Source organism: Marinobacter sp. bablab_jr008 (assembly GCF_016464145.1).
Lineage (GTDB): Bacteria > Pseudomonadota > Gammaproteobacteria > Pseudomonadales > Oleiphilaceae > Marinobacter > Marinobacter nauticus.
In genome coordinates this window covers 130,052-150,869 of the sequence record NZ_JACDWW010000089.1, presented here as the reverse complement: position 1 = coordinate 150,869, position 20,818 = coordinate 130,052, and the positions used below count along the sequence as shown (strand labels likewise).

23 protein-coding genes are annotated in these 20,818 nt (G+C 57.5%); 10 read left to right on the top strand and 13 right to left on the bottom strand.

Features of this window, described 5'->3' with window-relative positions; genetic code table 11:
• Positions 1–35: 35 nt before the first annotated feature.
• The 3 genes from JIF53_RS18735 to JIF53_RS19705 all read right to left on the bottom strand — a co-directional run bounded on the left by JIF53_RS18735 (position 36) and on the right by JIF53_RS19705 (position 1,561).
• Positions 36–485, bottom strand: a complete 450-nt coding sequence (locus JIF53_RS18735; RefSeq protein WP_199453963.1) for an NUDIX hydrolase — start codon at positions 483–485, stop codon at positions 36–38.
• Positions 482–1,090, bottom strand: a complete 609-nt coding sequence (locus JIF53_RS18730) for an rRNA large subunit pseudouridine synthase E (protein WP_199453961.1) — start codon at positions 1,088–1,090, stop codon at positions 482–484. The genes JIF53_RS18735 and JIF53_RS18730 overlap by 4 nt, the downstream gene beginning before the upstream one ends.
• A 159-nt stretch (positions 1,091–1,249) precedes the next feature.
• Positions 1,250–1,561 (bottom strand): cold shock domain-containing protein, encoded by a 312-nt coding sequence (locus JIF53_RS19705; protein ID WP_199453959.1) that lies wholly within the window; start codon positions 1,559–1,561, stop codon positions 1,250–1,252.
• Between the two features lie 430 nt (positions 1,562–1,991).
• Between JIF53_RS19705 and clpS the strand changes: the two genes are divergently transcribed.
• Both clpS and clpA read left to right on the top strand, forming a co-directional pair.
• Positions 1,992–2,351, top strand: coding sequence for an ATP-dependent Clp protease adapter ClpS (clpS, locus tag JIF53_RS18720; protein WP_011785238.1), 360 nt, complete (start codon positions 1,992–1,994; stop codon positions 2,349–2,351).
• Between the two features lie 18 nt (positions 2,352–2,369).
• The gene (gene clpA, locus JIF53_RS18715; protein WP_199453952.1) at positions 2,370–4,640 is read left to right on the top strand and encodes an ATP-dependent Clp protease ATP-binding subunit ClpA; all 2,271 of its coding nucleotides are present in this window, start codon (positions 2,370–2,372) and stop codon (positions 4,638–4,640) included.
• Positions 4,641–4,690: 50 nt separating this feature from the next.
• Here clpA and infA read toward each other — a convergent pair whose 3' ends face one another.
• From infA to JIF53_RS18670, 9 genes are all read right to left on the bottom strand, one after another.
• A complete protein-coding gene (gene infA, locus JIF53_RS18710) occupies positions 4,691–4,909 on the bottom strand; it encodes a translation initiation factor IF-1 (RefSeq protein WP_014421226.1) in 219 nt (72 codons plus the stop codon).
• Positions 4,910–4,990: 81 nt separating this feature from the next.
• The gene (locus JIF53_RS18705) at positions 4,991–5,704 is read right to left on the bottom strand and encodes an arginyltransferase (protein ID WP_199453950.1); all 714 of its coding nucleotides are present in this window, start codon (positions 5,702–5,704) and stop codon (positions 4,991–4,993) included.
• The gene (aat, locus tag JIF53_RS18700) at positions 5,701–6,417 is read right to left on the bottom strand and encodes a leucyl/phenylalanyl-tRNA--protein transferase (protein ID WP_022991060.1); all 717 of its coding nucleotides are present in this window, start codon (positions 6,415–6,417) and stop codon (positions 5,701–5,703) included. The genes JIF53_RS18705 and aat overlap by 4 nt, the downstream gene beginning before the upstream one ends.
• A gap of 15 nt (positions 6,418–6,432) precedes the next feature.
• Entirely contained in the window at positions 6,433–7,386 is a 954-nt protein-coding gene (trxB, locus tag JIF53_RS18695; RefSeq protein WP_022991061.1) for a thioredoxin-disulfide reductase, read from the bottom strand.
• Positions 7,387–7,560: 174 nt separating this feature from the next.
• The gene (locus tag JIF53_RS18690; protein ID WP_022991062.1) at positions 7,561–8,472 is read right to left on the bottom strand and encodes an AAA family ATPase; all 912 of its coding nucleotides are present in this window, start codon (positions 8,470–8,472) and stop codon (positions 7,561–7,563) included.
• A gap of 7 nt (positions 8,473–8,479) precedes the next feature.
• Positions 8,480–9,403, bottom strand: coding sequence for a carbon-nitrogen hydrolase (locus JIF53_RS18685; RefSeq protein ID WP_153740033.1), 924 nt, complete (start codon positions 9,401–9,403; stop codon positions 8,480–8,482).
• Positions 9,400–10,452, bottom strand: coding sequence for an agmatine deiminase family protein (locus tag JIF53_RS18680; protein WP_081698959.1), 1,053 nt, complete (start codon positions 10,450–10,452; stop codon positions 9,400–9,402). The genes JIF53_RS18685 and JIF53_RS18680 overlap by 4 nt, the downstream gene beginning before the upstream one ends.
• A 100-nt stretch (positions 10,453–10,552) precedes the next feature.
• A complete protein-coding gene (locus tag JIF53_RS18675) occupies positions 10,553–10,858 on the bottom strand; it encodes a hypothetical protein (protein ID WP_121206738.1) in 306 nt (101 codons plus the stop codon).
• Positions 10,859–10,962: 104 nt separating this feature from the next.
• Complete coding sequence (locus JIF53_RS18670) at positions 10,963–11,547, bottom strand: PilZ domain-containing protein (protein WP_014421234.1); 585 nt, start codon at positions 11,545–11,547, stop codon at positions 10,963–10,965.
• A 154-nt stretch (positions 11,548–11,701) separates the two neighbouring features.
• Here JIF53_RS18670 and JIF53_RS18665 point away from each other — a divergent pair, with 154 nt between their 5' ends.
• The gene (locus tag JIF53_RS18665; RefSeq protein ID WP_014421235.1) at positions 11,702–12,946 is read left to right on the top strand and encodes a lipoprotein-releasing ABC transporter permease subunit; all 1,245 of its coding nucleotides are present in this window, start codon (positions 11,702–11,704) and stop codon (positions 12,944–12,946) included.
• The gene (locus JIF53_RS18660) at positions 12,939–13,637 is read left to right on the top strand and encodes an ABC transporter ATP-binding protein (protein ID WP_022991068.1); all 699 of its coding nucleotides are present in this window, start codon (positions 12,939–12,941) and stop codon (positions 13,635–13,637) included. The genes JIF53_RS18665 and JIF53_RS18660 overlap by 8 nt, the downstream gene beginning before the upstream one ends.
• Here the strand turns inward: JIF53_RS18660 and JIF53_RS18655 are convergent.
• Positions 13,625–14,170, bottom strand: a complete 546-nt coding sequence (locus tag JIF53_RS18655; protein WP_022991069.1) for a DUF2062 domain-containing protein — start codon at positions 14,168–14,170, stop codon at positions 13,625–13,627. The genes JIF53_RS18660 and JIF53_RS18655 overlap by 13 nt on opposite strands.
• 83 nt (positions 14,171–14,253) lie before the next feature.
• On the opposite strand from JIF53_RS18655, the gene JIF53_RS18650 reads away from it, so the two are divergent.
• From JIF53_RS18650 to JIF53_RS18625, 6 genes are all read left to right on the top strand, one after another.
• Complete coding sequence (locus JIF53_RS18650) at positions 14,254–16,674, top strand: DNA internalization-related competence protein ComEC/Rec2 (protein ID WP_199453948.1); 2,421 nt, start codon at positions 14,254–14,256, stop codon at positions 16,672–16,674.
• A gap of 72 nt (positions 16,675–16,746) precedes the next feature.
• Positions 16,747–17,373, top strand: coding sequence for a MotA/TolQ/ExbB proton channel family protein (locus JIF53_RS18645; RefSeq protein ID WP_014421239.1), 627 nt, complete (start codon positions 16,747–16,749; stop codon positions 17,371–17,373).
• 5 nt (positions 17,374–17,378) lie between these two features.
• Positions 17,379–17,804 (top strand): ExbD/TolR family protein, encoded by a 426-nt coding sequence (locus tag JIF53_RS18640; RefSeq protein WP_014421240.1) that lies wholly within the window; start codon positions 17,379–17,381, stop codon positions 17,802–17,804.
• A complete protein-coding gene (gene msbA / locus JIF53_RS18635; protein ID WP_023010440.1) occupies positions 17,804–19,573 on the top strand; it encodes a lipid A export permease/ATP-binding protein MsbA in 1,770 nt (589 codons plus the stop codon). The genes JIF53_RS18640 and msbA overlap by 1 nt, the downstream gene beginning before the upstream one ends.
• The gene (lpxK, locus tag JIF53_RS18630; RefSeq protein ID WP_199453946.1) at positions 19,570–20,631 is read left to right on the top strand and encodes a tetraacyldisaccharide 4'-kinase; all 1,062 of its coding nucleotides are present in this window, start codon (positions 19,570–19,572) and stop codon (positions 20,629–20,631) included. Before msbA ends, lpxK begins: the two co-directional genes overlap by 4 nt.
• Positions 20,624–20,812: a Trm112 family protein gene (locus tag JIF53_RS18625; RefSeq protein ID WP_011785222.1), complete on the top strand. Its 189-nt coding sequence runs from the start codon at positions 20,624–20,626 to the stop codon at positions 20,810–20,812. Before lpxK ends, JIF53_RS18625 begins: the two co-directional genes overlap by 8 nt.
• Positions 20,813–20,818: the final 6 nt, after the last annotated feature.

Sequence of the window (20,818 nt, the reverse complement as noted above, 5' to 3'; positions counted from 1 at the left end):
CGGTCAAAAGCGCGAATTTTAACATCATCCGGTGATTACGTCTGTCCATCCACAACCACATCAAGGGGGAATTTGCGTCCGTTTCGGTAATCCTCGATGCACTGGAGCACCAGCGGGCTTCGAAGCTGGTCACCGAGTTCCCGGATTTCCTCCGGCGTCAGCCAGTGTGGGCCGATGATGCCGGTATCCAGCTTGTCGGTGGCGTGCCGGAGGGCTTTGGCGGCATAACAGAACCGGTAGTAGGTGACACCATTGGCGGGGGCCTTGTAGGTGTAGATGCCGAGGAAAAAAACCGGTTCTATCTCCCACCCGGTCTCTTCCATGGTTTCCCGGCGTACGGCATCCAGAATGGCCTCGTTCTCCTCGATATGGCCTGCGGGCTGATTGAAAACCACCTTCCCGCCACTGACTTCCTCAACCAGAAGAAACCGGCCCTGATCGTCTTCAACAACCACCGCCACGGTGGCATGGGGTTTCCAGGTCATGATCGGCGGCGCCTCCTTTTAGGCCTGGCGGATGTGTTCGGGGGTGTATCGGGCAGATTGACCGTAACACTTCGGTATTCGCCCGGCTTCAGGTTATCCAGCGTCCAGTCCCCGATGCGGACCCGGATCAGTCTCAGGGTAGGGTAGCCCACGGCTGCAGTCATTCGGCGCACCTGTCGGTTCTTGCCCTCGGTAATGGTCAGTGCCAGCCAGCTGGTGGGCACATTCTGCCGAAACCGCACCGGAGGATTTCGGGGCCACAGGTCGGGTGTTTCAAGTCGCTCTGCCTTGGCTGGCCGTGTGATCCCGTCTTTCAGCGCTACGCCTTTGCATAGCGCGTGCAGGGCATCGTCTGTGGGCTCACCTTCGACCTGAACCCAGTAAGTCTTGGGCATTTTGTTGGTTGGCGATGCGATACGGTGTTGCAATGCGCCGTGGTCGGTGAGCAGCAAAAGCCCTTCGGAATCGTAATCGAGCCGGCCGGCCGGATAAACGCCGGGTTGGTCAATCCAGTCGGCAAGGGTAGCCCTGGGATGGCTGGCGCGCTCGTCGGTAAACTGACTCAATACGTGAAATGGCTTGTTGAAGAGAATCAGCTTCGCCATGGGTGAAGTCCTGTGCCGGAAATGCGCGAAAGCGCCAAGACTACTGTAATCACCGTTGATTAAAAAGCACGAAGCCTGCCCGCCGGTAAAACCGGCGGGAAAAGGAAAGAAATGCCAGGCTGCCCGGCGTTGGCTGAAGTTCTCAGACAACGCCCGGCATCAGCCGTTTACAGCGCGGGGCGTGTAGCTCTCGTTGCTGTTGCTTGATTGAGCCGCCTGATCCGAGGAATCCGATGCCGTTTTCGGCCCGGATTCTCTGGCCGGAACCTCGTCCGGGACAATGTTGATGGCGTGAACGCCCTTGTCACTTGGCTTCTTGTCGAACGTTACCGTCTGACCGGCCTTGAGGGTTTTGTAGCCATCCATCTGGACTGAGGAGAAATGGGCAAACAGGTCATCGCTGCAGCCATCTTCAATGATGAAGCCGTATCCCTTGGCATTATTGAACCATTTGACTTTGCCTCTTGGCATGATGAACTCCCCTGTTCCTTTGCTGTCACTTTGGGAGGCGCTGACTGCTCCTCTGTTTTGGTGCCCGTGTATGGCGGGCGAGTTCCAGAGGCTTGGCAGGTGCTCCCTTATTATTGGTTTTGTGTGTTGAATTCACAGCGCCCTGGTGGCGCCGGAACTGTTGCCAACAACGTGAAACCGGTATTGGATGTGGCTTTGGGTTACACGCTGAAGCATGAGTTTACATTCTTTAACAATGCACACTACTGTCGGCCAAACCGGCGCCCGAGTCAAGTGCCGGATACTGCGGAACAGGTGGTTCTGGCAGGTCTGGAAGCGGTATCATGTTCGTATTGATAAACAACGCACGCTTGTGGGCAGTGTTGGCTTGAAAACACGCTGCCACGCATCCACATTTAAGTCAGGAACCGAATAACCGGTATATGGAACCATGCGGACAATTGAGAATTCTCTACTAGTATTCAATCAGGGGGAGGATGAACAACCCGGTCGCCATGAGGGGGTCAGTGTTGCGCCGGAGAAGCCTGCCCTGAAGCGCCCGGCGCGTTACCGGGTTGTGCTCCTGAATGATGATTACACACCCATGGATTTTGTGGTGGACGTACTGATGAAGTTCTTCGCCATGAACGAAGAAAAGGCGACGCAGGTGATGCTGCTCGTCCATACGCAGGGAAAAGCCGTATGTGGGGTATATACCCGAGACATCGCGGAAACAAAGGCAGCACAGGTGAACCAGTATTCCTCGGAATGCGAACATCCGCTCCTTTGCGAGATTGAACGTGCGGACTGACAGACGTTGGGGTGGCCCATGCTGAGTAAAGATCTGGAAATTACGCTGAATACGGCCTTCAAAAATGCGAGGGACAAGCGTCATGAATTCATGACCGTCGAGCATTTGTTGCTGGCCCTTCTCGACAACGAATCGGCAGTGGGTGTCCTGAAAGCCTGTGGTGCAGACCTGAAGCGCCTTGAGGAAGAGCTGGTAGAGTTTGTGGACTCCACCACCCCCCTGATCCCGAGCTCCGACAGTGAGCGCGAAACCCAACCCACATTGGGATTCCAGCGGGTACTGCAGAGAGCGGTATTCCATGTGCAGTCGTCTGGCAAGAAGGAGGTAACCGGGGCAAACGTGCTGGTCGCCATCTTCAGTGAGCAGGAAAGCCAGGCGGTTTATGTGCTGAAAAAGCAGAATATTGCCCGGATTGATGTGGTTAACTTCGTCTCCCATGGCATTTCCCGGGTACAGGGAGCAGAAGACCAGGAGGGCGCGGATCACGCCGCCCAGGACGAAGCGGCGGAAGAGGGTGGGCATTCCCGTCCGCTGGAAAGCTACGCCACGAACCTTAATGAACAGGCACGGCAGGGGCGGATTGACCCGCTGATTGGCCGGGAGCATGAGGTTGAGCGGGTGGTACAGATTCTGGTTCGCCGCCGCAAGAACAACCCCTTGCTGGTGGGCGAGGCTGGCGTTGGCAAGACAGCCATTGCCGAAGGTCTGGCCAAGCGGATTGTGGACGGGCAGGTGCCGGAGATTATTTCGGATGCCGTCGTCTACTCACTGGATATGGGCGCGTTGCTGGCCGGTACCAAGTATCGTGGCGATTTTGAAAAACGCCTCAAAGGTCTGCTGAGTGACCTGAAAAAGCAGAATCATGCCATTCTGTTCATCGACGAGATCCACACCATCATTGGCGCCGGTTCTGCGTCGGGTGGCGTGATGGATGCCTCGAACCTTCTCAAACCCATGCTCAGTTCAGGCGAACTCCGCTGCATTGGTTCGACCACGTTCCAGGAGTTCCGTGGAATTTTCGAGAAAGACAGCGCCCTGGCGCGTCGGTTCCAGAAAATCGATGTCAACGAGCCAAGCGTTGAGGATACCTACCAGATCCTCAAGGGCCTGAAGCCGAGCTTCGAGAAACACCACGACCTCAAGTACACCGACAAGGCCCTGCGGGTGGCGGCAGAACTGGCGGACCGGTACATCACCGACCGGCACCTGCCCGACAAGGCCATTGATGTCATCGATGAAGCCGGTGCGCGGCAGCGGCTGCAGTCGGAAGACAAGCGCAAGAAAACCATCGATGTGACCGACATCGAAGACGTGGTAGCCAATATTGCGCGCATTCCGCCGAAGAATGTCTCTACCAGCGACAAGGATCTGCTGCGCAATCTTGAGCGCGATCTGAAGATGGTGGTTTTCGGTCAGGATCCGGCGATCGAATCCCTGGCAACCGCCATCAAGCTGGCTCGGGCAGGGCTGAAAGCGCCTGAGAAGCCGGAAGGTGCCTTCTTGTTTGCCGGGCCGACCGGTGTTGGTAAAACGGAAGTCACAAAGCAGCTGGCGAAGGTGCTGGGCATTGAGCTGGTTCGCTTCGATATGTCGGAGTACATGGAGCGCCATACCGTGTCGCGGTTGATTGGTGCACCTCCCGGCTATGTCGGTTATGACCAGGGCGGCCTGCTGACCGAAGCGGTCAACAAGCACCCGCACTGCGTGTTGCTGCTGGATGAGATCGAGAAGGCGCACCCTGAAGTCTTCAACCTGCTGCTGCAGGTGATGGACCACGGTACCCTGACGGATAACAATGGCCGTAAGGCAGATTTCCGTCACGTGATTCTGGTGATGACCACCAATGCGGGCGCTGAAAGCATGGCCCGCCGCTCCATTGGCTTCAATGAGCAGGATCACAGTACCGACGGTATGGAGGTGATCAGCAAAACCTTCACGCCGGAGTTCCGGAACCGGCTGGATGGCATTATCCAGTTTGCCGATCTGCAGAAGGACACCATCACGCACGTGGTAGACAAGTTCCTCACCGAGCTTCAGGCCCAGCTGGATGAGAAGCATGTGGTGCTTCACGTTGACGATGCGGCCAAGCTCTGGCTGGCGGAAAAAGGCTATGACGTGACCATGGGGGCCCGGCCGATGGCGCGCCTGATTCAGGACAAGATCAAGCGTCCGCTGGCGGAGCAGATCCTGTTCGGCCGGCTATCGGAGCACGGTGGTGATGTGTTCATTCAGCTCAAGGACGACGAGCTGACCTTTGATTATGAGGACGAACCGGCTGAAGCCGTGTGATACAAAAAAGCCCCGCACTTGCGGGGCTTTTCAGATGTCAGCCTGGCCGATTAACGGGCGCGGTAAACGATGCGGCCCTTGCTGAGGTCGTAGGGAGTCAGCTCAACCTTGACCTTGTCACCAGTCAGAATGCGGATGTAGTTCTTGCGCATTTTTCCGGAGATGTGTGCAGTCACAACGTGGCCGTTGGACAGCTCAACGCGGAACATGGTGTTGGGAAGGGTGTCGATAATAACGCCTTCCATTTCAATGACATCTGATTTCGCCATTCAGTAGAAACCTCGTTCGGAATACTTTTCGGTGATTTTAAATTGCGCAATTCTGCCTGAATTCTCCACGTTTGGCAAAATTCAGTCGGGCGACATCTTGCGCCAGTGGCCATCCCGCAAGGCCTCGATAGGCTGAAAGCGGGTTTTATAGTTCATTTTCCGGCATTCTTTGATCCAGTAGCCCAGATACAGATGTGGCAGTTCCCGCCGTTTGGCTTCCTCAATCTGCCAGAGCACGGCAAAGGTACCTAGGCTTCGGTGTTCCAGCTCCGGGGCAAAGACGGTGTAGATCGCCGACAGGCCGTCATCCAGCAGGTCGACGGCTGCCAGCCCCACCAGTTCACCATCAAGAGACATTTCCAGAAACCAGGAGTCGGTAGCTCCTTCCACAAGGAACGAGGTAAATTGTTCTCTTGAAGGTGGATACATGTCACCGTCGCGATGACGCTCCTCTATATAGTGGGCATACAGCCGGTAATAGCGTTCACTGAATGCTGCTGGCACCAGCTTGCAGTCGAGGTCGGCATTTTTGCGAAGCACCCGGCGTTGATTCCGGTCTGGCTCGAATTGGCCAACCTGCAGGCGCACCGGAACACAGGCGTTGCAGCTTTCGCAGTGCGGACGGTAGTAATGTGAGCCGCTGCGACGGAAGCCCAGTGCGGTTAACTGGCTGTAGAGCTTTCTGTCGATGTGGGCGCGAGGGTCCACAAACATGGTGGTCGCTTCACGGTCTGGCAGGTAACTGCAATCGTGAGGAGGAGTGGCAAAGAAAACGAGCGTTCTGAGATTACTCATTTCACCTCCGGGCAGGGCCATTGCCAGCTGAAGTTCCAGTCTGGCTGGTCCGGTTTCCGATCGACACATGCCCTGAGTATAGATAAAAACTCCGCCCTCGGAATACTGCGCGCGCCCATCGTCAGCAAGTGGTCGCTCTCTACCTGGCAATCCATGAGCTGGTAACCCCATTCGCCGAGCTGGTGGGCCAGATGCACCATCAGTACTTTGGAGGCGTTGGTTTCCAGTGAAAACATGGATTCGCCGAAGAAACAGCGGCCGATAGCCAGACCGTACATGCCGCCTGCGAGCTCATTGTTGCGATTCCAGACTTCAATGGAGTGGGCGATACCACGTTTATGCAGCTCGGTATACGCTGCCATCATGTCGTCAGTAATCCAGGTGCCCTCAGCGCGGGTGTTTGCGCAGAGCCGAATGATGCGGCCAAAGCATTGATCGGTGGTGATATGGAATCGACGCTGGTTCAGCGTCCGGCGCAGGCTCCGGGAGATGTGGATGTCAGAGGGAAACAGCACGCAACGAGGGTTCGGTGACCACCAGAGAATGGGCTGGTCGTCACTGAACCAGGGGAAAATGCCATTCCGATAGGCCAGAATCAGGCGTTCCGGAGACAGGTCGCCACCCAGGGCAAGCAGTCCATCGGGATCCTCCAGCGCTTCTTCTGCGGGAGGAAACCAGAATTGATCAGGATCCAGCCAGGGTAGCGACGTCATTCTGCTCCTGAGTAGTTAGCCTTGTTGATCAAGAAACTTTTCGGCGTCGAGCGCAGCCATGCAACCAAACCCGGCGGACGTCACAGCCTGCCGATAGACGTGATCGGCTACGTCGCCAGCCGCGAACACGCCTGGAATGCTGGTCTGGGTGGCCATGCCGTCCAGGCCGGAGCGAATCCGGATGTAGCCGTTAGCCATATCCAGTTGCCCTTCAAACAGGCTGGTATTCGGCTTGTGGCCGATCGCGATGAATACGCCGGCCAGCTCCAGATCCTGGGTGCTGCCATCTTTGGTGTTCCGGATGCGCATGCCGGTAACACCGGTGCCATCGCCGAGCACTTCGTCCAGGGTGTGGTCCCAGATGATGTTGACGTTGCCGTTTTCTGCTTTCTCGAAGAGTTTGTCCTGAAGGATCTTCTCGGCCCGAAGCTTGTCACGGCGATGAACCAGGGTCACTTCATCAGCGATGTTCGAGAGATACAGCGCCTCTTCCACAGCGGTATTGCCGCCGCCGATAACCGCGACTTTCTGCTTGCGGTAGAAGAAGCCGTCACAGGTGGCGCAGGCCGACACGCCCTGACCCTTGAACTTCTCTTCCGACTCAAGCCCCAGATACATGGCAGAGGCGCCAGTGGCAATGATCAGAGCGTCGCAGGTGTATTCGCCGTTGTCGCCTTTGAGCCGGAACGGGCGGTTGTTCAGGTCAGCTTCGTTGATGGTGTCGTACACGATGCTGGTTTCAAAACGCTCGGCGTGCTTCTGCATGCGCTGCATGAGCTCGGGGCCCTGAACGCCGTCATTGTCGCCCGGCCAGTTGTCTACGTCAGTGGTGGTGGTCAGCTGGCCGCCAACTTCGATACCGGTGATCAGGGTCGGGTTCAGGTTGGCGCGCGCGGCATAGACTGCAGCGGTGTAGCCGGCCGGGCCGGAGCCAAGAATGATCAGTCGGGAATGTCGGGTTTCGCTCATCTGTGTCTCACTGAAATGAAGTATGCGTATTCGACGGCTCTCCTCTGTCCCTGCGGAGGGCAGAACAGGAACCGCTCATCTGAAATCTGGCAAAAGGCTAACATGAAATGACCGGACTGCCATTTGTTTACGCCAATGCGGCTTATAAAACCTTGCTATGTGGTCAGACCCGGATTATTCAAGCACCGATACGGTCGTTAACAGCTGGCGCACCCGCTCCCGGGCTTTACCGGATTCTCCCTGTTCCAGCCGGTGCTCGGCTACGGCGGGGAAGACGGCCTGCACGTCGTCGGGCAGTACGTGATTACGACCTTCCATCAGTGCCCATGCTTTGGCGGCTCTCAGCAGGCCGAGGCCCGCCCTCGGGGACAAGCCGTAAAGCAATCCGGGCATGCGCCGGCTCTGCTCAAGAAGGCGTTGCAGGTAATCCAGCAAAGCCGGGCTGGCGGATACCTTTTCCACGGCCTGCTGCAAGGCCACCAGCTCATCGTGCGGGAGTATGGCCTGCAAACGATCGGTAAGGTGTTTGCGGTCTTCGCCCTCCAGCAGCTCCCGTTCCGCTTTCGGGTCGGGGTAGCCCAACCGAAGGCGCATCAGAAACCGGTCAAGCTGAGATTCAGGCAGGGGAAAGGTGCCGCCTTGCTCTATGGGGTTCTGGGTTGCGATCACAAAGAACGGGGTAGGTAGTGGTCGGGTTTCCCCCTCAATGGATACCTGCCTTTCTTCCATGGCTTCCAGCAGGGCGCTTTGGGTGCGCGGTGACGCGCGGTTGATTTCGTCTGCCAGAACCACCTGGGCGAAGATGGGGCCGGGGTGAAACACGAGCCCGCCGGCCTGCTTGTCATACATGGAGTAGCCGAGGACGTCTGCAGGCAGCAGGTCATTGGTGAACTGGATTCGCTGATAGCTTAACCCCATGATTTTTGCCAGCGCATGGGAGAGGGTGGTCTTGCCCATGCCCGGAATATCTTCAATCAACAGGTGGCCGCGGGCAAGCAGGCCGCAGAGCGCCAGACGAACCTGATTCTCCTTGCCCAGCAGTACCTTGTTAAGGGCGCTGACGACAGTGTCCATTTTCTGTTTCATGCCGGTTTCAGTCCCTCACCCGTTTCAGAATGTCGCCGTAGGCATCGATGCGCCTGTCCCTGAGGTACGGCCAGATTCTCCGGATGGATTCGGTGCGCTGGCGGTTCAGGGTTACCGACAGGATACACTCGTCAGTCTCGTTGCCGCGGGCCAGAAACTCGCCCTGAGGGCCACAGATGAAACTGTTCCCCCAGAACCGGATGCCATCGCTTTGGCCGGAAGGATCTGGCTCGGTCCCAACGCGATTCGGGGCGATAACCGGAAGGTTGTTGGCTACCGCATGGCCACGCTGAACGGTCACCCAGGCGTCCAGTTGCCGGGCCTGTTCGTCTGGATCGTCGGTCACATCCCAGCCAATGGCGGTCGGGTAGATCAGTATTTCCGCGCCGGCCAGTGCCATCAGTCGGGCCGCTTCCGGGTACCACTGGTCCCAGCACACAAGGACCCCCAGCTTACCAACGGAAGTCTGGATGGGGGTAAACCCGCTGCTGCCGTCATTGAAGGTGGCATCACCGGGAGTAAAGTAGAATTTCTCATAAAAGCCCGGGTCGTCCGGGATGTGCATTTTCCGGTACAGCCCGGCCAGGCTGCCATCGGTGTCGAACACCACAGATGTGTTGTGGTAAACGCCATTCATGCGCCTTTCAAAAATAGAACCCACAAGCACAACGCCTAATTCTTTTGCGAGACCAGACAGATAGTTGCTGGTGGGCCCGGGAATGGGCTCTGCAAGCTCAAAAATGGCGGTGTCTTCGGTCTGGCAGAAATACTGGGTGGCGTGCAGCTCCTGCAGGACAATCAACTGCGCGCCATCCACCGCAGCCTGCCGTATCAGGCGTTCGGATGTCGCGAGACTCCGGTTCTTGTCGGGACTGCAGGTTTGCTGAATGGCGGCGACCTTCAGGTTGGAGCTGGTGTTCGTGCTGGTCATACCGTTACCACCCCCGCAGGAATTTGCATGGTTACGCAGTGCAGACTGCCGTGCTGGTAAATGAGCGGGCGGCAGTCAATTGGAATAATCTCCCGGTCTGGGAAGATGCCCGCCATGATGCGAACTGCTTCTTCGTCCTGCGGCACATCGTAGACTGGCAGCAGAACTGCGCCGTTGATGATCAGGAAGTTGGCGTAGGTCGCTGGCAACCGTTCGCCGTCCTCATCGTAAATCGGGTCGGGCCAGGGCAGGGGCGTCAGGCGATAGGGGGTGCCGTCGGCCTGACGGAATTCCTGCAATTCTTCTTCCATCGCCGCCAGGGCGCTGTAGTGCTCGTCCGCAACATCCGGGCAGGTCACATAGCAGATATGATCAGGCGCGCAGAACCGTGCCAGGGTATCGATGTGGCTGTCGGTATCGTCGCCCGCCAGATATCCGTGGTTGAGCCAGAGAATACGATCGACCCCGAGGACTTCCTCCAGCAATTGCTCGATAGCCGTCCGATCCATGGATGGGTTTCTGGACGGAGTCAGCAGGCACTCGCTGGTAGTGAGCAAGGTGCCGGCGCCATCGGATTCTATAGAGCCGCCTTCCAGGACAAAATCCACTGGCTGCAGTGGGTGTTTGCCGAAAACGCCCGCGTTCGCCAGGTGCCGGTTGAGGGCATCGTCTTTTTCCCAGGGAAATTTGTCTCCCCAGGCATTGAACCGGAAGTCCAGCAGAGCGGGGCCGTCAGCGGTATCCACGGTGATGGGGCCGTGGTCCCTGGCCCAAGTGTCGTTGGCCGGGGCTGGCACAGTGATTACGCGACCTGGTAACCCGTTGCCTTCGGCATAAGCGTTCAGCTGCTGGCCAAGTTGCTGGAGACGTGCCACGAACTCGCAGCTGATCACCAGGTGTTCAAAACGGAGGACCGCTTTGGCAATGGCCTCGAACACGGGCTCCACGTCGGCCATGCGCTTTGCCCAGTCGGTTCCGGGATGAGGCCAGGTCAACATGACTGCGCTTTGGGAAGCCCACTCCGCAGGCAACGTACGTCTGGAAGTCACTGTATAAGTCACCTTGGTTTGCAAAAGCCGCCATTCTATCTGAGCAATGCAGCCCGTGCATTGTCATTCCTTGGCCGGTGTTTGATGAAGCGGGTGTTTATCAGTCTTTGTGTTGCTTTACCACTGCATGTATTACGCGGTTACCTTCGAAATAGACGACAAAATCCTGATAATGCCACTGACTGATGGGGGGTTCTCCGACCGGACCTTTGATGTTCTGGGGGGCGCCCCAGCGATTCCGGACGGAGTCTTCACTCATGCCGTTCGCGGGCAGGCTGATCTGGCTTCTGTCGGCCTGGCTGCCGACCGGTACCCTCAGTTCCTCAGCAAGGGCCAGTGGCGCTGAGCCGGCGAATACAGCCGTAGCCAAAACGGCGGCAGCCATCACATTGCGGTAGTTTGTCATAGAGGAGTCTCCAATAATGCATGATTACTGCGCACTGTCTGCGGCAGATGAATAAAACGTAATATCCCGAAAAGCTTAGCAAAAGTCAGCACTTTTTCAGTATCTTACTCTTTTTGGCGTTGCCGAATCTGCCAACGCATCACATGCCGGGCAATTTGCTGACGGTCGCTGTCATCCAGTTCAACAAACAGCGTGTGAACCCGTGTGCCGCCTTGGTTGTCGTGCTCGGTATCCAGTACTTCAGCAATGGCTCTTGGCTGGTATAGCTCTGGTGGTAGAGTCATCCGAATGGCCAGTCGGTCACCCGCGCCAAAGGTTGCTGTCGGCCAGCGGAATGAGAGCCCGCCCTCACTCAGGGTTACATCCTGCCAGTCCTCCGGTTGCAACGGATTTTGCTCAAAGGCGATAATGCGCGCCAGCGTATCGACCTTGCTGTTCAGGGATTTGACCAGCCCGGCCAGCAGGCGGTCGCGCTCAGCCAGGCTTGCCAGGTGTGCACGTACGTCCTGGTCCAGCCTCCGGAACTCGGCTTTCAGGGCTTCCAGTGGAGAGTTATTGAACGGATCGTCGCCGGGATGGGCGTCGTCCAGGCGGCGTACCTCAAGCCCGATACGGTCGTCTATCCGGAAGAACTCCCGGCGCTCCCGCTGGCTGTCTCCGCTCGGTGGCGTTTTATTCTGGCTTGGCATCCTGTCTCCGGACGGGTTTTTATTGATTATAGAACAGTTTAGCAGTTTCCCAACGGCTGGTAAGAGGCCTGGCAAATCTCCGGGCCAGGTAATGATCGAGGCCAGCGGGGATTCAATAATCGACGGACCGCAAGGTAGCGACAGGCACCCCTACATGTTCAGACCCTTATCGTTTTATATTGGCCTGCGATATACCGCCGCCAAACGACGTAATCACTTCATCTCCTTTATCTCCCTGACCTCAATGATTGGCCTGATGCTGGGCGTTGCGGTACTGATCATCGTGCTCTCGGTCATGAACGGATTCGATCGCGAACTCAAGCAGCGCATTCTTGGGATGGTGCCTCATGCCACGATTCAGGGGGCTTCCGGTCCCCTGGAGAACTGGCAGGAGATTGACCAGAAGGTTGAAGCCTACCCGCGAGTGCTGGCGGCCGCTCCCTTTATCCAGGGGCAGGGCATGGTAACCGGTGGTGGTAACGTCCGGGGCGTGATGCTCAACGGTGTCCTGCCGGAGCAGGAGGCCAGCGTTTCGATTATCGAGAACCATTTCATCGAAGGCAGCCTTGAGGAGCTTCGGTCCGGGGAATTCGGAATCATCATTGGCCGGTTGATGGCAAACAGCCTTCGACTGGGGGTAGGCGATAAACTCACGGTGGTATTGCCCGAAGCTTCGGTAACGCCGGCCGGCGTGTTGCCCAGACTCAAGCGCTTTACCGTCAAGGGTATTTTCAGCGTTGGTGCCGAGCTTGATGGGAACTACGCGCTGATTCATATGGATGATGCGGCGCGTTTGATGCGTACCGGTGGCCGCGCGGAGGGTATCCGGCTTTTAATGGATGACCTGTTTGCGGCGCCCAAAGTTGTCAATGATGTTGCCCGGACCCTGGGAGGCCGCTATTACGTATCGGACTGGACCCGCACCCACGGCAACCTGTTTCAGGCAATTCGCATGGAAAAAACCATGATCGGGTTGCTGTTGATGTTCATTGTGGCTGTGGCGGCCTTCAATATTGTGTCAACGCTGGTCATGGTGGTGACCGACAAGACCGCTGACATCGCCATCCTGCGAACCATGGGCGCCACGCCCGGGCGCATTATGAGGATCTTTATTATCCAGGGTGCCGTGATTGGTGTGTTTGGCACGCTCACAGGTACTGCATTGGGGATCTTCGGTGCCCTGAACATCAGTGGCTTTATTTCGTGGCTTGAATCGGCACTGGGGCATCAGTTTCTCAGCGCTGATGTCTATTTTATCAGCTACCTGCCGTCGCAGCTCCAGTTGCAGGATGTACTGATTATCAGCGGTGCGGGCCTTGCCATGAGCCTGCTGGCAACTATTTATCCGGCCTGGCGTGCGTCGCGGGTCGAACCGGCGGAGGCATTGCGTTATGAGTGACGGGCAGACGACATCTCTGGTGATTGATTGTCAGAAGGTTACCCGCACCTACAGTGAAGGGCCGGAAACACTGACGATTTTCTCGGACATCTCACTTCAGGTTAAGGCCGGCGAGACGGTTGCCATTGTGGGCAGTAGCGGGGCAGGGAAAACCACCTTGCTGAACCTGCTGGGCGGTTTGGATCGCCCTTCGTCAGGGCATATCCGGATCTGTGGCAAGGATATTCATCAGCTATCGGAAGCAGGCCGGGCGCGGTTCCGGAATCAGCATCTGGGGTTTGTGTATCAGTTCCATCATCTGCTGCCGGAATTTACCGCACTTGAGAATGTCATGTTGCCCTGCGCGCTTGGTGGCATGCCACCCAGGCAGGCCCGCCCGAAGGCGGAGCAACTGCTGCAACGGGTGGGTCTGGGTGAGCGGCTCAGGCACAAACCCGGCGAGTTGTCCGGTGGTGAGCGTCAGCGGGTAGCGATAGCCAGAGCGCTGGTTAACAGCCCGGAGTGTGTGTTGATGGATGAGCCTACCGGCAATCTGGATGAACACACAGGGGAGGGTATCCGTGCCCTGATCGGCGACCTGCGTGATAATTCCGGGACGTCATTCATCATGGTTACCCACGACATGACCATGGCCCGGAGCCTGGGAAGGGTGCTGCGACTGGAGCAGGGGCGATTGGTTCAGGAGGCCTGATTGCTCGCGGGCGTTCGCTTGTTGCGCTGGCGACGCCGTAATTGCCATTCAGTGCGGATCTTGCGGCGCCATAGATACTGGATGATCAGGTAAGCGACGCAGGCGGTAACCGTGGCCAGAACCAGAGAACCCAGGTACAACGGCACGCCGATATCGATCAACCTGTGGCTGATCCAGTCCCAGGAAAGCTCGAATTCGAACGCCAGAACGGGCCGATTGAGTATCCAGGCCCCCACCTTGTAATTAAAGTAGAACATCGGGGGCATGGTCAGCGGATTGCTGATCCAGACCAGAACCACGGATAAAGGCAGGTTGGCGTTAAACCAGATGGCGCAGAATGCGGCTGCCAGCATCTGGAAAGGCATCGGAATAAAACAGAACCAGACGCCCACCAGGAAGGCCCTGGCAACACAGTGCCGGTTGATGTGCCACAGGTTGGGTTCATGGAGGATATCGCCCAGAAAACGCAGCGATTGCATCGACTGCACCTTTTCAGGGGTGGGCAAATACCGTTTCATGAACTTCTTCGGCATAGGAAGTTCGGCCTGTTTCCTGGCTTTGAGTAATCACTGGAGCCCAGAGGCTGCCAGCGCTATCGAAAATCGGAGGACAAGGATTGTCCGAAAACCCAGTTTCCAACCGGGTCAGCAGGCTCGGTGTTGGACTCGCCAGCATTCTCGCCTTCTCTTGCGGCGTTATCTTACTGTATCGGCTCGCAACCTTGCCACCATATCCATGGCTGTTTGTGCTGGTTGGGTTAATGTTGCTGGCTATGGCCTGTCGATACCAGCGCATACAGAGGCTCGGGCCCGTGGTGGTTGCTGCGACGCTGGGGTTGGTCTGGGCCGGCTGGAATGCCGATATGAGACTGGCCGAGCGCCTGCCTTCGGAGTGGGAAACCAAGCGCATTGTGGTTTCCGGCTATCTCTGTGATTTGCCGACGCCGGGAAGCTTTGACAGTCTGAGATTCGGATTCTGTGTCCTGCACTGGCAGGCACCTGGCGTGTCGGTAGATAACAACTTGCCCCGCGTCCTGCGACTATCCTGGTACGGCAGGGAGGGGCGCAGGCTACCCGACCATCGCCTGACACTGGAGGTCACTCTCAAGCGTCCTCAGGGCAACCTGAATCCAGATGGGTTTCGCTACGAAGACTGGTTGTTCCGTCACGGCTATCGGGCGACCGGTTCCGTTAAACAGGTCTCTGCGGCACCGGAGCTGTCATGCGCACTGCAATGTCAGTACCACGCCTGGCACTGGCGAGCATCAAAGAAGTTGCAGCGTTGGTTTGGTGAAGCGGAATACTACCCCCTGATTGCGTCTCTGCTAATGGGTAACCGGGGTTCTCTGGAAGATCATCACTGGCAGGTACTCAAGTCGACCGGCACCATTCATCTGGTGGCTATTTCCGGTTTGCATCTGGGTCTGGTGGCGGTCGGAGTTGGTCTGTTGGCGCGCTGGGGTTTGCTATTGCTGCCGGTTGGTGGTCTGAGTGAGCAGGGGCGGCGTTCTCTGGTTTTTCTGGTGGTTGTTCTCAGCTGCCTTGTCTATTCGCTATTGGCCGGTTTTACCGTACCAACCCGGCGGGCCCTGGTGATGGTGGTTGCCGGCGGCTGGTATCTGCTCAAGGCAAGACAGCAGAGCGGCTGGCGACCCTTTGTGCTGGCTCTGGCAGTGGTGCTTCTGATGGATCCGTTTGCGCCTCTGGACCAGGGTTTCTGGTTGTCTTTTGGCGCTGTCGGGGTGCTGCTGGCGGTATTTTCAGGGCGTCTGGGTTCGTCGGGTTGGTTGTCGGCTTTGTTGATAGCCCAGTTGGCGGTCTTTGTCGGGTTGTGGCCAATGTTGATGCTGGTGCATCAGGGCCAACCTTTTGCAGGCTTCGCGGCCAATCTATTGGCGGTGCCCTGGGTGTCTTTTGCCGTCATGCCGGTACTGTTCCTGGGGGCCATCATCGCCCTTTTTTCCGGGGGGTGGCTCCTGCCCTGGGTGTCGGCCGGGTTTGACCTTGTCCTGGGGGCGCTATGGTGGTGGCTGGAGCTGGTGGCCCGGTTCCCGGCAGGACAGATGCAGCCTCTGCCGCTGCAATTGGCAGCGGGTTTGGCGTTGCTGGCGCTTTGGGGGATTCGCTGGAGGGACTGGCGATGGCGGGCATTGCTGGGCGTTACCTTCCTGTTGCTCAGTGTTCCCTGGTCAGGTACGGGAGTAGGCAATTCCGTCGCACGGGCACCTGAAGTCCGGGTGTTGGATGTGGGGCAGGGGCTGTCGGTTGTGGTTCGCGCCGGTGGCCGGGTGATGGTGTATGACACCGGGCCCGAAGTTACGGGCGTCTACTCCGCCGCCGATTCGGTGCTGGTGCCGAATCTTCGGGCAATGGGCGTCGAGGTTATTGATCTGCTGGTCTTGAGCCATGCGGATAATGACCACGCCGGCGGTCTCGAGACGTTGTCTGAGCACTTCGCGATCAAAAGGGTGATTTCCGGAGAGCCTGCTCTTATTACCGGGCGGGTGCCGGTGACGGTGGAAGGTTGTCGCCCGGGGAATATCCGGTGGCCGGGTCTGGTGATGTCGCTGTGGCAAAATCCGTTGCCTGCGGACGGGAATGACGCTTCGTGCGTGATACGCGTGTACCACCCGTCCAGCAACAGCGATTTCGTATTGACCGGGGACATCAGCCGGAAGGTTGAGCAACTGATGCTCGGTGGCGGCGGCCCAGAGTGGCTTGAGAACCGCGTTGCGCAGCGGGTGGTGCTGGCGCCACACCATGGCAGCAAAACTTCATCTTCAACACGCTGGATACAGGCGGTGGCGCCGGATCAGGTGGTCTATACGGCGGGCTACCGGCACCATTTCGGGCATCCGCATCCGGAAGTAAGCGGTCGGTACCGCGCCAGTGGTGCCGTGCCATTGAACACGGCCTGCTCCGGCCAGATCACGCTCAGGTTCGCAGATTCAGGCCTGCTTATAAGTGAGCTCTGGCAGACACAGCCTTTCTGGATAGCGTCTCCGGGGCTTGCCAGGAGTGAATGTAAAATACCGTGACAATCCGGGTGTGGCCTGCACCGGCAGCTATGCTAAAGTAGCGCGGCTTGTAACTAATCAGGGAGATCAAGCGTGTTCGAGCTGTTGAAAGCCGGTGGCATCCTGATGGTGCCCATTGTTGCCTGTTCCATCCTGGCACTTGCCATCATTCTGGAACGAATCTGGACCTTGCGGGCCTCTCGGGTCGCGCCCCCGCAGTCTATTAACGAACTCTGGCGCTGGATCAAGAAAAAAGAGCTTAACGGTCGCAAGCTGAAAGCCTTGCAGGCATCTTCGCCACTTGGCCGGATTCTCGCCGGCGGCCTGATCAACGCCAAACATGGTCGCGAGATCATGAAAGAAAGCATCGAACACGAGGCCAGCCAGGTTATCCACGAGCTGGAGCGTTTTCTGAATCCCCTGGGCACTATCGCCACAATCACGCCACTGTTGGGCCTTTTGGGTACCGTTATCGGCATGATCAAAGTGTTTGCCGAAATCCAGTTGGCCGGCGTCGGCAATGCCGGCAACCTGGCCGGTGGCATTTCCGAGGCATTGATCACCACTGCGGCTGGCCTGAGTGTCGCCATTCCTGCTCTGATCTGTCACCGCTATTTCATCCGTCGCGTAGACGAATTGGTGGTCAACATGGAGCAGGAAGCCATCAAACTGGTGGAAGTGGTCCACGGAGACCGCGAAATTGACGTTGAAGGAGCCTGAACGCCGTGAAGTTCAAGCGCCAACGAAGCCAGGAAGTCGGGGTAGATCTGACGCCACTGATTGATGTGGTGTTTCTGCTGCTGATTTTCTTCATGGTGTCGACCACCTTTACTCGGGAGAGTCATCTGCAGGTGGAGCTTCCGGAAGCCAGTGCAGAGCCGGCAGCTCCGTCTGAGGTCCGGCAGATTGATGTGGTGATCAATGCCGAGGGCCAGTACTTTCTGAACGACCGACCACTGGTTAACAATCGCCGGGAAACCCTCGAGCGTGGCGTCAGTGAGCTGGCCGAAGGCGACAACAGCCTGCCGTTCATCATCACTGCAGACGCCCAAACCCCCCATGAATTTGTGGTGCGGGCCATGGATGTTGCCGGTCGCCTGGGGTTTGCCAAGCTGAGCATAACCACAGAGCGGGAGGCTGAAAGCCAGTGATGCAGACAAGGCCGGAGCCGCTCAAGACGCCACCTGCCGGTAGCTGGACCACCTACAAACGCCTGCTCAAGTACGTCAAGCCTTTCTGGTTTGCGTTCTCCCTCGCCGTGTTCGGAAACATCATTTACGCCGCTGCATCCACCGGGATGGCCGCGGCGATGGAATATGTGATCACGGCGATCGAGAATCCGTCCGACCAGAACCGGATGTTGCTGACCGGGCTGATCGTGGGTGTTTTTGCCTTCAGAGGTGTTGGTACGTTTTTCAGCCAGTATTTTATCAGCTACGTCGGGCGCAACGTGATCAACGCCTTACGCAACGATGTGTTTGATCGCCTGATGTCTTTACCGTCACGATACTATGATGAAAACGCATCCGGGCGTCTGGTCTCGAAGCTCACCTTTAACGTTGAGCAGGTCGCGGATGCTGCGACCAATGCGGTGACTATCACCCTTCGCGAAGGGCTGACCATAGTGGGTCTGCTCGGCTTCATGCTGTACACCAACTGGAAGTTGACCCTGATTTTTCTTACGGCCGGTCCGGTCATTGGTCTGGTCGTGAATTATGCCAGCAAACGGTTTCGTCGAATCAGCAAGCGTATTCAGGGTTCCATGGGCGATATCACCCATGTGGCCTCCGAGTCGATCACCGGATACCGGGTGGTGCGCACCTTCGGAGGCGAAGATTATGAACGGGAGCGGTTTCGTGAGGTCAGTGCCCGTAACCTGAAACAGAGCCTGAAAATGGCTTCTACTCAGGCGATCAGTGTCCCGGTCATTCAGGTGCTGGTGGCTTTTGCTATCGCCGCGCTGGTGTGGACCATGCTTGCGCCGGAGATTCGGGGTGAGATGTCGACTGGTCAGCTGATTGCGTTCATTACCGCGGCGACGACGATGGCCAAGCCCATTCGCCAGGTCACTTCCGTGCACGCCAAGATTCAGAAGGGTGTGGCGGCTGCGTTCGATGTGTTCGAGACCATGGATGAAAAGCCGGAAGAGGACCAGGGCTCCTACAACCCGCAGCGGGTCAAAGGCGACATCACATTTGACCAGGTGTCTTTCCGTTACCGGGATCAGCTCGACAATGTGCTTGAAGGGATAACCATCGATATTCCAGCCGGCCAGAGTGTCGCACTGGTGGGCCGGTCAGGCAGTGGTAAGTCGACCATGGTTAGCCTGTTACCCCGTTTCTACGAGTACACCGGGGGAGCTATCCGCATTGATGACCATGAACTGAAGGAGTTTTCGCTTCAGTCCCTGCGTGCCCAGATTGCTCTGGTGAACCAGAACGTGGTGCTGTTCAACGATACCATCGCCGCCAACATTGCCTACGGTTCCCTGCGCGACTGCAGCCGGGAAGAAATTATGGAAGCGGCTGAAAAGGCCCACGCGCTCGAGTTTATCAACCGTATGCCGGAAGGGCTCGACACCATGATTGGCGACAATGGTGTGATGCTTTCCGGTGGCCAGCGCCAGCGTCTTGCGATTGCGCGGGCCATCCTCAAGGACGCCCCAATTCTCATTCTGGATGAGGCGACATCGGCGCTGGATACGGAATCCGAACGCCATATTCAGGAAGCGCTGGAAACGGTTATGCAGGGCCGTACCACGCTGGTGATCGCACACAGGCTATCCACCATCGAGAAGGCCGACCGGATTCTGGTCATGGACAATGGCCGCATTGTTGAGTCCGGAAGTCATGGTGAGCTGTTGGCTGCGGGTGGGGCATATGCCCAGCTGCATCAGATTCAGTTCAGCGAGCACGCATGAGCACCAGCCTGGTTGACCGGCTTTGGTACGGGCAAGGCAGGCCTCTTGCACTGCTCACACCACTGGCCTGGTTATATCGGGCGGTGTCTGAGGCCAGGCGCCGAAAGGCCTGGCATGCGCGAAACGAATTGCTGCCGGTCCCGGTTGTGGTGGTGGGCAATATCACCGCTGGCGGCACTGGTAAGTCACCTCTCACTGCCAGCCTGGTTCAGTGCATGAATCAACATGGCTGGAAACCGGTGATTCTCAGCCGTGGCTACGGAGGTAAAAGCTCTCAGTACCCCTTACTGGTCGCTGACGGGACCCCGGCGGGTATCTGTGGTGACGAACCCCTGATGCTGGCACGGTCCACCGGATGCCCGGTGGTGGTTGACCCGGATCGCTGTCGTGGGGCTCGCTGGGCGTTGGAGAATGGCCTCGGCGATGTACTGATCTGTGACGATGGCCTGCAGCACTACCGTCTGCCCAGAGACATTGAACTGGCAGTATTTGATGCTCGGCGAGGCACTGGAAACGGTGCCATCATTCCGGTCGGTCCGCTGCGGGAGCCGGTTGAACGGTTGAACGGTGTCGACTTTGTCGTTCTTAACGGAGCGGAGTTTCCGGAGGCTGGCGAGACCATCGAGAGCTTTGCCGGCGTTGATCATCCGGAGATTCATGCCATGGAGCTGGTGCCCTCGGCTCTGGTGAATCTGAATTCCGGTGAGACCTTGTCGCCGGGGCAGCTTGAAGGTAAACCGGTACGGGCGGTGGCGGGTATCGGTAATCCCGGTCGATTTTTCGATACCCTCCGGACTCTTGGCGCTCACGTCAATGAAGTTCCCTTTCCTGACCATCATCATTTTCGCCCCGAAGACCTGGCGTCGGGCGCTCTCGAATGGTTGGTAATGACGGCCAAAGATGCAGTGAAGTGCCAAGGCTTTGCTCCGGATAACGCCTGGGTCTTGACGGTTCAGGCCCGGTTGTCGGAACCTTTTGAACAGCATTTTCTGGAACGGCTCAGAGCCTGCTCTGGCCAGTTGCAACCTGATATCAGCGAGGAAACGAACCATGGATAAGAAATTGCTGGCCATGTTGGCCTGCCCGGTGTGCAAGGGTGAGCTCAAGCTCAACGATGCCCGCACCGAGTTGATTTGCTACCAGGATGCCATGGCGTTCCCTATTCGTGAGGGGATTCCGGTTATGCTGGCGGTTGAAGCCCGCACCCTCAGCACAGACGAGCGCCTCGACAAACACTGAGTCACC

Bases quoted from the DNA above. Each gene is read 5' to 3' on its own strand.
- JIF53_RS18735 (WP_199453963.1), bottom strand. From the start codon at position 485: ATGACCTGGAAACCCCATGCCACCGTGGCGGTGGTTGTTGAAGACGAT.
- JIF53_RS18730 (WP_199453961.1), bottom strand. From the start codon at position 1,090: ATGGCGAAGCTGATTCTCTTCAACAAGCCATTTCACGTATTGAGTCAG.
- JIF53_RS19705 (WP_199453959.1), bottom strand. From the start codon at position 1,561: ATGCCAAGAGGCAAAGTCAAATGGTTCAATAATGCCAAGGGATACGGC.
- clpS (WP_011785238.1), top strand. From the start codon at position 1,992: ATGCGGACAATTGAGAATTCTCTACTAGTATTCAATCAGGGGGAGGAT.
- clpA (WP_199453952.1), top strand. From the start codon at position 2,370: ATGCTGAGTAAAGATCTGGAAATTACGCTGAATACGGCCTTCAAAAAT.
- infA (WP_014421226.1), bottom strand. From the start codon at position 4,909: ATGGCGAAATCAGATGTCATTGAAATGGAAGGCGTTATTATCGACACC.
- JIF53_RS18705 (WP_199453950.1), bottom strand. From the start codon at position 5,704: ATGAGTAATCTCAGAACGCTCGTTTTCTTTGCCACTCCTCCTCACGAT.
- aat (WP_022991060.1), bottom strand. From the start codon at position 6,417: ATGACGTCGCTACCCTGGCTGGATCCTGATCAATTCTGGTTTCCTCCC.
- trxB (WP_022991061.1), bottom strand. From the start codon at position 7,386: ATGAGCGAAACCCGACATTCCCGACTGATCATTCTTGGCTCCGGCCCG.
- JIF53_RS18690 (WP_022991062.1), bottom strand. From the start codon at position 8,472: ATGAAACAGAAAATGGACACTGTCGTCAGCGCCCTTAACAAGGTACTG.
- JIF53_RS18685 (WP_153740033.1), bottom strand. From the start codon at position 9,403: ATGACCAGCACGAACACCAGCTCCAACCTGAAGGTCGCCGCCATTCAG.
- JIF53_RS18675 (WP_121206738.1), bottom strand. From the start codon at position 10,858: ATGACAAACTACCGCAATGTGATGGCTGCCGCCGTTTTGGCTACGGCT.
- JIF53_RS18670 (WP_014421234.1), bottom strand. From the start codon at position 11,547: ATGCCAAGCCAGAATAAAACGCCACCGAGCGGAGACAGCCAGCGGGAG.
- JIF53_RS18665 (WP_014421235.1), top strand. From the start codon at position 11,702: ATGTTCAGACCCTTATCGTTTTATATTGGCCTGCGATATACCGCCGCC.
- JIF53_RS18660 (WP_022991068.1), top strand. From the start codon at position 12,939: ATGAGTGACGGGCAGACGACATCTCTGGTGATTGATTGTCAGAAGGTT.
- JIF53_RS18655 (WP_022991069.1), bottom strand. From the start codon at position 14,170: ATGCCGAAGAAGTTCATGAAACGGTATTTGCCCACCCCTGAAAAGGTG.
- msbA (WP_023010440.1), top strand. From the start codon at position 17,804: ATGCAGACAAGGCCGGAGCCGCTCAAGACGCCACCTGCCGGTAGCTGG.
- lpxK (WP_199453946.1), top strand. From the start codon at position 19,570: ATGAGCACCAGCCTGGTTGACCGGCTTTGGTACGGGCAAGGCAGGCCT.
- JIF53_RS18625 (WP_011785222.1), top strand. From the start codon at position 20,624: ATGGATAAGAAATTGCTGGCCATGTTGGCCTGCCCGGTGTGCAAGGGT.